This window comes from Vibrio sp. 10N.261.55.A7, from assembly GCF_002877365.1.
Classification (GTDB): domain Bacteria; phylum Pseudomonadota; class Gammaproteobacteria; order Enterobacterales; family Vibrionaceae; genus Vibrio.
Genome location: NZ_MCWZ01000277.1, coordinates 1 through 13,754, shown reverse-complemented (window position 1 = coordinate 13,754; position 13,754 = coordinate 1). Strand labels below are relative to the sequence as shown.

Sequence of the window (13,754 nt, the reverse complement as noted above, 5' to 3'; positions counted from 1 at the left end):
TTTTTTTGGAAAAATAGTGCTGATTTAAATGACGTACATCAGATTAATGATTAAATGACGATTAAAACAGTGAACTAACCTCGACAAATATCGACCAATTACTGCATAATGCGCCCCTTTTCTTGAAACTTACTGGAAATTTACCGTAATAAACATTCGCTTCTCAACGATTCGTTTCGGCTTTTAGCTGATGGTCTGTTAAAAGATCAACTAAAATAGACGAAGTCATCGATGTTAATATTCACAGAGAGAAGCAACATCACACACTGTTCATACTATTATGGAAGATGGTTGAAACAACGAAAGAGGTTATATGAATCATTTAATTTCAGTTGGGCCACTAGAATCTTTCCTAATCGCGATTAGCGTTTTATTTCTAGGTCATTTCGTTAATAACAAACTACCCGTTCTAAGAAAATTCAACATACCTGAGCCTATTGTTGGTGGGTTGATCGTTGCTATTGTCATTACGATTATGCATTTCAATGGCGTTGACTTGACGTTTTCTTTGCCACTCCAAAATACATTTATGCTGATGTTTTTTAGTACTGTTGGTTTAGCGGCTAATTACACTCAGTTGATGAAAGGTGGCGCTAAGGTCTTCATCTTTTTGGCGATAGCGTCAATCTACATTGTTATACAAAATGGTGTGGGCGTGAGTTTAGCGACCGTGTTGGGGCTTGACCCTTTAATGGGCTTGATCGCAGGCTCTATCACGCTTTCAGGTGGTCATGGAACCGGGGCGGCGTGGTCTCAAACGTTTTCTGAGAGTTTTGGTTTGCCAAATACGCTTGAGATTGCCATGGCATCTGCCACATTTGGCTTGATCATTGGTGGCATCATCGGCAGTCCTGTTGCACAAAAACTCATTTCCAAACACGGCTTCGAATCTCAATATGGGACAGGGATACATACCCATGAGCGCTTCCCGGAGTTAGTGACATACAATGAATATGAAGAAGATAAAGTAACAGCAAAGAAAGTGATTGAAGTTCTGTTTACGTTATTGATCTGTGTGACCGGAGCTAAGTATCTTGAACAGTGGGTCAGTACATTCAACATAGACTGGCTAATGATCCCTGATTTTGTCTACGCTCTGTTCATCGGTGTGTTCATTACGAATGTATTAGAAGTGACCAAGACACACAAAATAGATACCGAGACGGTCGATATACTAGGTACGGTATCGCTCTCTCTGTTTTTAGCGATGGCTTTAATGAGTCTAAAACTATGGAATATTTTCGATCTCGCGATACCATTTCTCATTATATTAACGGTTCAATCGGTGATACTGGGCTTGTTCGCCTACTTTGTCACTTTCAAGATGATGGGGTCGAACTACGACGCTGCAGTCATCTCTGGCGGACACTGTGGGTTTGGTTTAGGGGCGACGCCCACAGCCGTGATGAATATGGGCTCGCTGGTGAATAAATACGGCCCTTCACCACAGGCGTTTATGGTGGTGCCCATTGTCGGCGCATTTTTCATTGATATTGTTAATCTGATTATTCTTCAAAGTTACATCAGTTTTATTGGATAGAAGCGCTTAAATACGCCAATGCTTACTAGAAAAGGCCAACCCGATTTTAGGTTGGCCTTTTTGATGGATAGGCGTTTTTGCGCGCCTTTCTACTAGTGGGACAGATAAGTAGCTACTTAAACGTAAGCTTAGTCCCGTTATATTTTAGCTGCCCTAGTAACGATTTAGCGTTTTGTTGACCATTTTCATTAAACTCTAACCCATAGCGAGCGTAATGTAGTGAGCGTTGCAAATTGCACACCTTTCCTGTTAAAGGTTCAAATTCTTGTTTGCCGCGAGTCGTGTCTATAATGTCAATCGAGACCACATCACCGACTTGAAAAGGGCGACTCAAAGGCGTGGTCACAAAACGGCAACCACTTTTCGATAAATCTCTGATTTCACAATCTCCACGATGAGAGTTCGCAGTCACCTTTCCTAGTATATTCACATCGTAGCGTGATTCTTTGCGCAATTGCTTTATCTGCATTGTGCTAGGAATTGAAAGGGCAACCATCGCAATCGGCTCATGAATAAAGTGAATAAGCTTACAGCGGAAATTGATGACAGCGCCTTCACCGCGAGGAGATATCGCTTTAACAACGAGCCAAAATCCCTCTTGGAAGAAAAAGTTAAGATCATCGTCTGAGACTTTTGGAACTTCAATCAAGATTAAGGTGTTATCGTGGGTACCAATAAAAGGGGTTTTGCACTGAAACGTTGTGCCAACGGGCGTTGTGATTGCGATAGTCAATTCACTACCATGCTCAATCATTGCTAACGCGTCGGTACTATTGATCGTCGTGGTCTCGTTAGATGAACGAGTGTTTTTTCTTTTGTCAGCAGTAGCTGCGGAGGAAGAGGACATTTTGCCACCTATTACATGGACATTGGTATATAAAGCAGCAAGGTAAATCTTGGAACTTTGATATGAGCTGTTGCCCATAATATGCATGGTATTATTAGAGTAATCTATCAAAAGAAATTAATAAGCGTTGAGAATGTGTTTTGGGTAACAATTTGCATTGCTTCGCGCTATTTTAAAATCATGAATTGCAACAATTAACGCTATAGGGAAATGAGATTTTGGTAAGCAATTGTGACCTAAGAGTTCAAGATGTCCTCGGCTGGAAGAACATTTTACATAAAGAAACCATTCAAGAGCTGTGGGGAGGTTATGGAGAGTTGGTTCGCTTGTTCGGCGTCGATACGAGTGTCATAGTCAAATCCATCGACTTGCCTCGGCCCATTTCTCATCCTAAAGGCTGGAATACCGATCTATCACACCAACGCAAGTTAATGTCTTATCTCGTGGAATTGACCTGGTATAAAAAGTACGCGTCTGAATGCGATGAACAATGCTATGTTCCGCAGCCTTTGCATATTGAACAGCAGGCACAGAAGCATTTGATAGTGATGGAAGATCTCGCCCAAGCAGGGTTTCCTATTGTCAGTACGAAAGCCACCAAAGCGCAACTCGCTGCATGTTTGAAGTGGTTAGCGTATTTTCATGCCAAGCATATTGGCCATTTGGGCGAGGGGCTATGGCCTTCAGGAACCTATTGGCATTTGCAAACTCGTCCAGATGAGTTGGATAAGCTGGCAGACGCCCCTTTGAAGAAAGTAGCAGAAACCTTAGATCGAGTCTTAACCGACGCTCCTTTTCAAACCCTTGTTCATGGTGATGCCAAGCTAGCGAATTTCTGTTTTAGTGATTGCGGTCATGTTGCCGCAGCGGTCGATTTTCAATATGTAGGTAGAGGCTGCGCAATGAAAGATGTTGCCCTGTTTATGAGTAGTGCTGTAGAGCCAGATGCATGTTGGGAAATGGAATCGTCTATCCTTGATCAGTACTTCGGCTTCCTTCGACCTGCGCTTGAACTGTATCGACCAGACATTGACGGGCAAGATGTCGAAGCACAATGGAGGCCGCTGTTTTCTATTGCATGGGCTGACTTTCAACGTTTTATAAAAGGTTGGAGTCCTGGCCACTGGAAGATTAATCCCTATACTGAGTCACTAAAAGAACGAGCACTTGAGCAGTTAGTGAAAAGAGACGCGCTGTAGCGAATCTGCGCGTCTTGTCGAGCATTTATTCAATGATGTGGCCAAAAATTCATGACTTAGATCTTTACTCTAGCCATATATAAAGTATCGATAAATTCACCATGGCGGAAGCTGCCTGCTTTTGCTGTTCCTTCAATCTCAAATCCAAACTTTTTATAGCAAGCGATGGCATTGCTATTGTCGGCATTGACTTCAATTTGAATGCGTTTCACTTGTAGCCAGTTATCAGCCAGGTCTATCACCGTTGAAATGAGTGCAGTGCCGATCCCTTTGCCATGATAATCATCGTGAACACCCAGACCAAAGCTCGCGCAGTGAGATGTTCTAGGACGCTGAGAGTGCTCAAAGCCAATGTTCCCAACTACTTTCCCGTCTATTTCTGCAACATAGGAATAAACGCCAATAGGCATGTTCTCTAAACGAGATTCCCACATGTTGATCGATGGGTTGGGGAGCTGGAGGGTTTCACTTTGAGCTAGGGGCTGTGAGTAAATTTCACAAAGAGCCGCGGCGTCTGTCAGCTGGGTTGGCCTTACAATGATGTTTGGTCTTTTTTGATTCTTTCTGTCTAATTCCATTTGTTTATCCGGCATAGTGACGTCAGCTCCCTAGTTTGCTTACCGTGCCACTATTTAAACCATAAGTGGATAAGAATTGAAATTAAATTATTGAAATATCGACGATTACTATACCGTGATCGGTGCTGACATGATCGATACCAAAACGTGGATTCACGAGGTGGGAATCTTCCACAACATAATGATTGACGATGGCGTGTGTATGGCTTGAGTACGATGAGAACTCGCTAGAAAGCAAAATATAGTCAAGTTCTTTACCAGTAGCACCAACGTAATAGGTGGGCTTAGTGTTGTTTTCGTTCTGCTCAACGGATAGATCTCGACTGTTGTGCAAATGCCACTCTGACAACTCAGTGCGGCTACTCACATCGCGAAACAGCTGCTTTGACGTTAGGCAGTGGAATTCATTACTCGCTAAGGACTGATTAAAGTCGCCCATCATCACGCATGGACGTAAGTGCTTCTGTTTGGTGTCGATAAGATGTTGGTGAAGAACGTGTGCCTCCATTCCGCGTTGTATTGTTGATAACCACTTACCTTGATTTTCCGCTAACCATCGGTCTGTAAGCGGTGGTTCTGAATTCAATGGCTCAGCGTCAGTCTTGCTTGAGTGTGGTGTGGCTTTCGTTTCTAGCTGAGACGGCCTTTGCGATTTAAAGTGCACCACATAGATGTCAGTAAGACCCAATACTGGTATATCGATGACAGCGTGTATAGGTTGGCGACTGAATTCGAATTCAGGGGTATGGCTGGCAATCGCTGACTGAGTATCAATTGGGTACGTATCAGTTATGGGGTAACGTGATGCGATGGCAACAACGGGATTAGAGTAAATATAGCCTTGCTCTACCTCGGGTTTTTCGACCGTAGCAAAGTATGGGTAGCCCAGTTGGCTAAGGGTGCTCTTTAGGTCATCGATACTAAAGACTTCTTGAAAACCAATCACATCAGGGGCGATTTTTTCTATGGTTCGAGTCAGCCATTGGGTTTTCAATTGCCACTCGTGCTGAGTGTAAATATTGGCAAAGTCATAAAAGGCATCTGGTGGAGCAACATAATTGAACAGGTTGATCGTGCAGATCTTCAAATGTTGTTCTGTCATCGTCGTTTCACTTCCCAATGTGGATGTCGTTGTAATGAATTTGCTGAAGCTTATGTCTAGTATGGCTTTAAGATTGATTCGTGCATTTCCAACGCGTAAATTACCGCGCGCTTTTATAAGCCTTCGTCTATGGAGTATCACGATAAAATTGCTGTCGATACGTTTTTGGGGCAACGCCGACGAGTTGGCGAAAGTGGTGCCGCATTGTCATTGCTGTATCGAACCCTGCTGCTTGAGAGAGCTGTTCAATTGGCATTGTACTGCTTTCCAGCAAGCCTTTTGCTCGTTCTACTCTTTGGTTGATTAACCACTCTTTCGGCGAAAGGTTAAAGCTCGCTCGAAATTTCCTGTCGAAGGTTCGGCGTGACATGTTGGCTTTAACGGCAAGATCATCAATGTTTATCGCTCCACTGATGTTATCAATAGCCCACTCAATGGCGTGGGAAAACTGATTTGGCACTTCTAAGATGGGTGAATCGACAAACTGAGATTGCCCGCCATTACGGTGCCCTGACACGACCAAACGCTTCGCAACCTGATTGGCTATTTGGTAACCAAAATCCTGTCGAATGACCGCTAGGCCAAGATCGAGCCCCGCCGCGCTGCCTGCCGAGCACCCTATGTTTCCATCAAAAACGTAAAGCACATTTGATGCGTATTCGACGCGGGGGAAACGCTCGCGAAAGGTAGATTCAAAACGCCAATGAGTGGTGGCCTTTTTATCATTTAGGATACCGAGCTCGGCGAGCAAAAACGCGCCGGAGCAAAAAGACAGTAGACGTTTATTCTGATGGTGAAATTTCGTGACTTCTTGCTGAATCAGGCTTGGGATGGGTTGCGCGGTTGTTGGCCAGCTTGGTACAACGAGCAAATCATACTCCTCGAGTGAGGAAACCTGGCGTGTAATTAAACCAACACCTGCTGTGCTGTTAATTGTGTCGCAGCCTAGATTGATGACATCAGCTTGATACCAAGATTCGAATTCTGGCCTTGGTAGGGCGAACAGTTCGACTGCGCATGCAATCTCGAATAAAGAGACGTGGGCATGAGAGAGTATCGCGACTTTCATCTTCATTTCCTTTCTATCTGACATCTTGGCTTATTATTAACGAACCATGTCTTTTGCGCCAGTGTTTAAATGTTGTTCAGGCATTAATAATGGTCTCTCTTGCCGTAAGGCGATATTTGTTAATCAAAAGGACTTATTATGACGAGTGCAGTTTCTAGAATACCCGCTGCGGACAGTGACGCCGCGCTAGCACATTTTCAGACATTACTTCAGTTTGAAGCTGATTGCTGGGATGTTCACCATGCGATGACCAATGGGCGTCAAGACTTCGTGCTGCTTGATGTCCGAGGAGAGGAGTTGTTTCAGATTGGGCACATAGAAGGTGCAGTTAATATCCCTCATCCAAGGCTTAATGAGAAGCGTCTAGACGAATACTCAAAAGACACATTGTTTGTTGTTTATTGTGCAGGCCCACATTGCAACGGTACGGAAAAAGCCGCTATTAGGCTCGCTAAATTGGGGCGTCCGGTGAAGAAAATGATTGGTGGTGTGACGGGTTGGATAGACGAAGGGTTTTCTCTTATCCCTCTCAATGAAGAGTGATTTAGAGTCGACAAAGTCTATGCATAAAATGCATAGGGTTTGTTACTAAAAGTCATTGGAGTCATTATGAATAGTTCACTACACTTCGCGCTCTTTTTATTCGAACAGACCTGTGAACAAAAGGGGCTTTAGCCATGTGGTCGTCACAATCTACCCTTGCTCAGTTGATGAGAATGGCGTTGCTGCTCGCTTTGTCGTTAGTCGCTGTGCATCACTCGCCAGCGTTGTTGGAGTTGTTAGCAGAACAAGCCATTAATAGCGGCTGTCATCAGCATACGGCTGATATAGATCATTCTCACCATCATCATTAACTAATAATTACGAAGAACATTGTATGAGTATTTTTCGATTTCCCCCTTTAGTATGGCTAGGCATAGGCATTCTTATTATTTGTCTAGGGATCAGACAGTCGTTTGGTATCTTTATGATGCCGATCTCGGACTTTTTCGGCACAGGTCGCGAGTTCTTTAGTTTTGCGATTGCCTTACAGAATTTGCTGTTTGGGGTGTTCCAGCCCTTTGTTGGCATGGCCGCTGATAAGTGGGGGGCCAAACGCATTGTTATCTTGGGTGCGGTCTCTTACGCAGCGGGCCTCTATCTTACCTCCATTACGGTAGAGCCAAGCATGCTGTATCTGTCACTTGGTGTTTTGGTTGGTTTGGGTTTAAGCGCAACAAGCTATGTCATTGTGCTAGGTGCAGTGGCCAAAGTCGTGCCTGCGCAACATGCGGCGAAAGCGTTTGGTCTAACCACAGCGGCAGGATCATTTGGTATGTTCGCCATGATCCCTGGTGCTCAAACTTTGATGACGCATTATGACTGGCAGGGAGCGATGCAGGCTTTTGCACTGCTTTGTACCGCGATGATTGCGTTTGCGATGTTTATGAAAACGGCTAAGTCGTCGGATCAATCTTTGCAGAAGCAAGATGAAACTCAAACGTTGAAACAGGCACTTAAAGAAGCGTTTTCCCATAAAGGATACTGGCTTATTCATGCTGGTTTCTTTGTATGTGGTTTCCATGTGATGTTTATTGCAACTCACTTACCCAGTTATCTAGCGGACAAAAGTCTTCCTGCATCCAGCGCAGCAATGGCATTGGCTTACGTGGGTATTTTTAACATCTTTGGATCGTACTTCTGGGGTGTTATGGGTGACCGATTTAATAAACGACACGTGATGTCATCTTTGTACTTAATGCGTACTTTGGTGATAGGTGCATTTGTCACTCTTCCTGTCACAGAGAGTACCGCCGCTATTTTTGGCGCTGCCATCGGCTTTTGTTGGCTGGGAACGGTGCCACTCACATCAGGCTTAGTACGCCAAATTTTCGGTGCTCGATATTTGTCTACCTTGTATGGCTTGGTCTTCTTTACTCACCAGGTTGGGAGTTTCTTGGGCGCATGGGCTGGTGGGCGTATGTATGATTACTATGGTTCCTATGATCCAATTTGGTGGTCGACGGTGGTTCTTGCATTTGCTGCGGCACTGATTCATTTACCTATCAATGATAAACCCGTTGCTCGATTAGCCCTTCAGAGTTGATTACAAGCTAAAACTGAGAAATGAGAAAAAGCCCGTCTGCATTGATGGGCTTTTTCATACTATCTGCAGTAAAACGTTGTTTATCTGGAGATTAGTGATAATAATTTAAGATTAAGGTATTCATATAGTTGATAAGTAAAGAGGCAGTATGGAAAAGAAAAAGGTGTTGGTTTTATACGCCCATCCGTCGCAGCATCGCTCTGAAGTCAATCAGTTGCTTTATAATAAGGCGTCTACGATCCCTAACGTTACGGCTGTTGATCTCTACGCTCTTTATCCCACTTTTGATATCAACATTGACAGCGAACAGCAGCGACTAAAAGAGCACGATATTGTTATTTTCCAGTTCCCGCTCTACTGGTATTCCACACCAGCAATACTCAAAGAGTGGCAAGACCTAGTACTAGAGTACGGTTTTGCTTACGGCCACGATGGCAAGGAACTGGTAGGTAAAACCTTCTTTTGCGCGATCACTGCAGGCGGTAAAGCGGATGCGTACCAAAGCGATGGGTACAACCACTTTACCATTCGCCAGTTGCTGCAACCTCTTGAGCAAACCGCATCATTAACAGGAATGAATTACCTCGCGCCATTTGCCTTATTTGGTTCACGCACTGCTTTAGAAGAGAATCGCATTGCCGATCACGTAGAGCAGTGGGCAACTCTGCTTCGAGATTTGAGTGAAGATAACATTGACTTAGAAAAGGCGGCTAAGGCCGAGAAGTTGAATGCGATTATCGATGTATCAGCCGATGGAGTTCTAAAATGACGGGTCTATTTTTACAGGCATTTATTTATTTAATAGCTGCTGTGATTGCCGTTCCTATCGCGAAAAGGTTAGGGCTAGGGTCGGTGCTGGGTTATCTGATTGCTGGCGTTGTGATTGGGCCGGTGATCGGGTTAGTGGGTGAAGAAACCACGACAATCCAACATTTTGCTGAATTCGGCGTGGTCATGATGCTGTTTTTAGTCGGATTAGAGCTTGAGCCTAAAATGCTGTGGGCCATGCGAAATCGGCTCATGGGGTTAGGCGGCCTCCAAGTGGGTGGCACGACGATTGCGGTTATGTTGATTGCGCAGTCCTTTGGCTTAGTCTGGAGTCTTTCGCTAACGATAGGATTGATCTTTGCGCTTTCTTCAACGGCGATCGTTCTGCAAACGTTTAATGAGAAGGGGTTAAATAAAACAGAAGGTGGCAAAAACGCGTTCTCTGTTTTGTTGTTCCAAGATATTGCCGTCATCCCAATGTTAGCCTTTATCCCGCTTCTCGCACTACCTGAACTTGTTGAACAAGCACAAAACGCGGCGGTGGATGCTTCTGCTCATCATGAAGAATTAAGCCTAGTGGTTGGTCTTCCTGGTTGGGCGTACGGTTTGGTCATCATGGCATCGATTGCTGCTGTTGTGATCGGTGGGCACTATTTAAGTCGGCCGCTTTTTCGTTTTGTCGCAAGCTCTGGGCTTCGCGAAATCTTCACGGCAACAGCGCTCATGCTCGTCGTTGGCATTGCGGCATTAATGAGTTTAGTCGGTTTGTCGCCTGCTCTTGGCACTTTCCTAGCGGGGGTGGTGCTTGCCAACAGTGAATTCAGACATGAATTAGAATCCAATATTGATCCGTTTAAAGGACTGCTACTCGGTTTGTTCTTTATCACGGTTGGGGCGGGTATTCAGTTTTCGACCCTGTTTGATCAATTCTTCATTATCATGGGTTTGACAATTGGGGTCATGGCCCTAAAAGGTGCCGTTCTGTACCTACTGGCGATCATTTTCAAGATAAAAGGCAGTGATAGATGGCTATTTGCCTTGAGTTTGGCGCAGGCAGGGGAGTTTGGTTTTGTATTACTCGGCTTCTCAGTACAAAACCATGTATTACCAACAGACATTGCTCAAACCTTGTCGCTGGTTGTTGCTCTGTCTATGTTCTTCACACCTGGGCTGTTTATTCTTTTTGATAAGGTCATTCTTCCTAAATTTGTGGAGCAGTCAAATGATCGAGAAGCGGATAGTATTGATGAATCGGGTTCAGTCATCATTGTAGGAATCGGTCGTTTTGGCCAAATCGTCAATCGCCTTTTGGTGTCTAATGGTGTTAAAACGGTGGTGCTTGATCATCAAGCGAATCAAGTTGATGTCATGAGAAAGATTGGTACACAAGCCTATTACGGTGACGCTACTCGTCCAGATCTGCTTCACACTGCAGGTATTGATGAAGCAAAAGCGATCGTAATTGGCTTAGATAACCAAGAGAGCAGCGTGGAATTGGTTAAGTATGTTAAACATAGCCATCCTCATGTATCGATTATTGCTCGTGCATTTGACCGGGGCCATGGCTATAGGTTAAAGCAGGCTGGCGCGGATTACATTGAACTGGAAACGTATCACTCTTCTCTTGAAACTGGTGGACATGTCATGAAAGTCATGGGGCTTCACCCATTCTATGTTGAACAACGCAAGGTAACGTATAAACGAGTCGAGCAGAAGAAGTCAGATTTACTCTATGCGGCTTGGCAGGACGACTCTGAAGGTGAGCGTTTTGATAATAACTACCGCGAATTGTTCATGCACTTAGAGCAGCATATGGCGAAGGAAATGCAAGTTGATCGGAGTGACAAACACACACGTGCCGAGCGAGGGTGGACACCTCCGCCGAAAGGCTATGCTGATGATTTTGACGATCAAGCATCGACGGAATAACTAACGTCAAGTAAGTCGTGACTTAAGGTAAAGCTGGCGAAATGTCAGCTTTATTTTTAAATTTAATTAGTTATTCAATATTCACATGAATAGATTATGATGGTTTTTTATGTCGCTCATTAAGGAGCTGTATTGTGTCTGAGTGGATAACGACCCCTGCGTTAATTGCCATGTTTCTCATTTTCTTGGGCTCGTTTGTGCAAACGGCAATAGGCTTCGGATTAGCCATCGTTGCAGCGCCATTGTTGTTTCTCGTTTCTCCTGATTACGTTCCCGCACCAATCTGTCTCGTGGCTCTTTTCATTTCAATACTGAATGCCATGAAACACCGATCAAACGTTTCTATTGGAGGCTTGAAAATGGCCCTCATTGGACGAGTACCAGGCTCTGTTGCCGGTGGTTTTTTATTGGTCATGGTGTCCACTGATGTATTGGCACTGTGGCTAGGGCTGCTCGTTTTGTTTGCGGTAGCTGTCAGCTTGTTACCGTTTCGTATAGAGCCTACGCCAATGCGTATGGGGGTTGCAGGATTCTTTTCTGGTTTTTTTGGTACAAGTTCATCGATAGGCGGCCCACCGATGGCGTTGCTTCTTCAACACCAAGAAGCCAATCAGTTACGTGGTAATCTATCGGCATTCTTTGTGTTTAGTTCTATCATTTCTTTGATTATCCAGATACCTGCGGGATTCCTTAATACGCATCACCTTTGGATCACCATTCCGCTCATTCCTGCCGCTTGGTTAGGTTATAAATTGGCAATGATGACAACTCAATCTTTGCCAAAAGAGAAGATTCGATTAGGGGCGCTATTGCTGTGTTCAATAAGTGGAATAACGGCCGTGTGGCAAGCAATATAACAAGTCAGTTCATTTTGTGTTAATCCAAGGTTGATAGATTAAAGCTTATTAGACCGATTTGGATAGATTGAAATTAGGGCGAAGTAATCTTTATGAATCTAATGAGTTTGAAATCAATGCGGTATTGGAACAGGAGTTATTATGCGTACTTTAGGTAATATTATTTGGTTTTTATTTGGCGGCGTTTTCATGGGACTGATGTGGTGGATGTTTGGAATACTCGCCTTTATCAGCATTATCGGGATTCCATGGGGAAGAGCATGTTTTGTCATGGGCAACTTTTCATTCTTTCCCTTAGGGCAAGAAGCGATAGCTCGTGATGAACTCACCAATCAAACTGATATTGGAACCAGCCCTTTCGGGTTTATTGGTAACGTGATTTGGTTTGTTCTTGCGGGCGTATGGTTGGCGATTGGGCATGTTTTATCGGCTGTTGCTTGTTTTATTACCATCATTGGTATTCCATTCGCGCTACAGCACTTAAAGCTTGCGCTAATATCACTAGCTCCTATTGGTAAAACGATTGTTCCGAAAGAGGAAGCTGCTGCGGCGAAATACTCATCTTATCGTTAGTGATTTATTCGGAATGTAGGTAAAGCTCCCCTACTGCTAAATGAAGTAGGGGTTGATGTTATACCGAATCTAAAAATCAAACGATACACTGATATCCCAGTAATTTTCTTCGCTATTCTTTAGATCGAACCGGTGGGAAATGTTTGGCTTTACTCCCCATAAATTCACAATCGCACCCAAACTAATATAATCTCTGACTGTTTCCTGAGGCGTTGTAGTAAAACTATGATCATTGATTGTCCAGTGATTGTAATGCGATTTGTCGTGACCATAGGCTACGGTGAAAGAAAACCAGCTACTGACTTCGTACACTGAACCAATGAGTTTGTTGAACATGAATTCTGATTTTTCTATGGTAAGAGGATAGGGATCCGTATCAAATTCATACCCAATGTATTGCCCTTCAAAGTTGGTATAAAAAATAAAGCTTTTCCATTTCGTCGCAGAAAACAGTCCGGTTGTGTAAACCGTTGTCCCGTTAGTGTCAGCGCCGGCAGATATTGTAATTTCATTGTAAATACGATCGGCCATAAAAAATGAGTAACCAAAGCCAATGTCAGCATATTCGCTAGTATCGATAGAGCCGAATACTCTCCAAGTCTCATTCAGGTTATATGAACCGCTAAGTGTGAAAATATAGTCATTAGATCGTTCATCTAAAAAATTTGAATTGCTAACGGTAATATCGAACGTGTCAGTGATGAATGCTAGAACATCGGATTCAAATTCTTGGCCATCTTTATTTTCTGAGAATGCAAAGAAAGACATGAAGCATAGAAGGGAAATGGATATTTTTTTCAAGCGAATTCTCTTTGTATCGTCACTGTCCTTAGCTGGAAAATTGAAGTTGAAGCCCTCTGAATAGAGGGCTTATTAAGACAATTAACTCATTATCTTATTTACGGCCACGAAGGTGCCTTTTTATTGTGTCACGCTGCTCTTGAGTTAAAGACTTAACTTTATTTCTTACATCACTCAGGTTTAGCGCAATTTGGTTCTTAGGGGACCAGTGACCAATTTCATTACGCTCACTATCACGTATTGTCACGCCACCATTTTCTAGAATAATGTAACCGTCGATTTCACCGTGTGTCGACAAGATCCACATGTTCTCAGCGGCTTTATCTACGCTGCGGCCGTTGTCCGCTTCAGGTGTTGCCTCGTCTTCGATTGGTAGGCTAGGCGTGCCCTGAATCGGGTTCATTG

The 13,754-nt window shown here is 43.9% G+C and carries 14 protein-coding genes and 1 pseudogene; 9 read left to right on the top strand and 6 right to left on the bottom strand.

Annotated elements, in window-relative coordinates:
* Nucleotides 1-313: 313 nt before the first annotated feature.
* The gene (gene gltS, locus BCU12_RS12445) at nucleotides 314-1,540 is read left to right on the top strand and encodes a sodium/glutamate symporter (protein WP_102404567.1); all 1,227 of its coding nucleotides are present in this window, start codon (nucleotides 314-316) and stop codon (nucleotides 1,538-1,540) included.
* 112 nt (nucleotides 1,541-1,652) lie between these two features.
* On the opposite strand, the gene BCU12_RS12440 is transcribed toward gltS, so the two are convergent.
* Entirely contained in the window at nucleotides 1,653-2,294 is a 642-nt protein-coding gene (locus tag BCU12_RS12440; protein WP_241909825.1) for a flagellar brake protein, read from the bottom strand.
* Between the two features lie 362 nt (nucleotides 2,295-2,656).
* Here BCU12_RS12440 and BCU12_RS12435 point away from each other — a divergent pair, with 362 nt between their 5' ends.
* Nucleotides 2,657-3,586, top strand: coding sequence for an ecdysteroid 22-kinase family protein (locus BCU12_RS12435; protein ID WP_241909824.1), 930 nt, complete (start codon nucleotides 2,657-2,659; stop codon nucleotides 3,584-3,586).
* 56 nt (nucleotides 3,587-3,642) lie between these two features.
* Here the strand turns inward: BCU12_RS12435 and BCU12_RS12430 are convergent, their stop codons facing one another.
* From BCU12_RS12430 to BCU12_RS12420, 3 genes are all read right to left on the bottom strand, one after another.
* On the bottom strand, nucleotides 3,643-4,179 hold the full coding sequence (locus BCU12_RS12430; protein WP_241909821.1) for a GNAT family N-acetyltransferase: 537 nt from the start codon (nucleotides 4,177-4,179) through the stop codon (nucleotides 3,643-3,645).
* 67 nt (nucleotides 4,180-4,246) lie between these two features.
* On the bottom strand, nucleotides 4,247-5,266 hold the full coding sequence (locus BCU12_RS12425; RefSeq protein WP_102404564.1) for an endonuclease/exonuclease/phosphatase family protein: 1,020 nt from the start codon (nucleotides 5,264-5,266) through the stop codon (nucleotides 4,247-4,249).
* A 127-nt stretch (nucleotides 5,267-5,393) separates the two neighbouring features.
* Nucleotides 5,394-6,341 (bottom strand): helix-turn-helix domain-containing protein, encoded by a 948-nt coding sequence (locus BCU12_RS12420; protein WP_102404563.1) that lies wholly within the window; start codon nucleotides 6,339-6,341, stop codon nucleotides 5,394-5,396.
* Between the two features lie 132 nt (nucleotides 6,342-6,473).
* Here BCU12_RS12420 and BCU12_RS12415 point away from each other — a divergent pair, with 132 nt between their 5' ends.
* From BCU12_RS12415 to BCU12_RS12390, 7 genes are all read left to right on the top strand, one after another.
* Entirely contained in the window at nucleotides 6,474-6,878 is a 405-nt protein-coding gene (locus tag BCU12_RS12415) for a rhodanese-like domain-containing protein (RefSeq protein ID WP_102404562.1), read from the top strand.
* A gap of 134 nt (nucleotides 6,879-7,012) precedes the next feature.
* On the top strand, nucleotides 7,013-7,189 hold the full coding sequence (locus BCU12_RS23480) for a hypothetical protein (RefSeq protein ID WP_198599326.1): 177 nt from the start codon (nucleotides 7,013-7,015) through the stop codon (nucleotides 7,187-7,189).
* Nucleotides 7,190-7,212: 23 nt separating this feature from the next.
* Nucleotides 7,213-8,421 (top strand): MFS transporter, encoded by a 1,209-nt coding sequence (locus BCU12_RS12410; RefSeq protein ID WP_102404561.1) that lies wholly within the window; start codon nucleotides 7,213-7,215, stop codon nucleotides 8,419-8,421.
* A gap of 148 nt (nucleotides 8,422-8,569) precedes the next feature.
* Entirely contained in the window at nucleotides 8,570-9,190 is a 621-nt protein-coding gene (locus BCU12_RS12405) for an NAD(P)H-dependent oxidoreductase (protein WP_102404560.1), read from the top strand.
* Complete coding sequence (locus BCU12_RS12400) at nucleotides 9,187-11,118, top strand: monovalent cation:proton antiporter-2 (CPA2) family protein (protein ID WP_102404559.1); 1,932 nt, start codon at nucleotides 9,187-9,189, stop codon at nucleotides 11,116-11,118. The genes BCU12_RS12405 and BCU12_RS12400 overlap by 4 nt, the downstream gene beginning before the upstream one ends.
* A 170-nt stretch (nucleotides 11,119-11,288) precedes the next feature.
* Nucleotides 11,289-11,975: a sulfite exporter TauE/SafE family protein gene (locus tag BCU12_RS12395; RefSeq protein ID WP_102404642.1), complete on the top strand. Its 687-nt coding sequence runs from the start codon at nucleotides 11,289-11,291 to the stop codon at nucleotides 11,973-11,975.
* Between the two features lie 141 nt (nucleotides 11,976-12,116).
* Nucleotides 12,117-12,548, top strand: coding sequence for a YccF domain-containing protein (locus BCU12_RS12390; protein WP_102404558.1), 432 nt, complete (start codon nucleotides 12,117-12,119; stop codon nucleotides 12,546-12,548).
* Nucleotides 12,549-12,617: 69 nt separating this feature from the next.
* On the opposite strand, the gene BCU12_RS12385 is transcribed toward BCU12_RS12390, so the two are convergent.
* Both BCU12_RS12385 and BCU12_RS23325 read right to left on the bottom strand, forming a co-directional pair.
* The gene (locus tag BCU12_RS12385) at nucleotides 12,618-13,349 is read right to left on the bottom strand and encodes a hypothetical protein (protein ID WP_133153880.1); all 732 of its coding nucleotides are present in this window, start codon (nucleotides 13,347-13,349) and stop codon (nucleotides 12,618-12,620) included.
* 94 nt (nucleotides 13,350-13,443) lie between these two features.
* Nucleotides 13,444-13,754 (bottom strand): annotated as a pseudogene (locus tag BCU12_RS23325) (hypothetical protein); the annotation flags it as partial.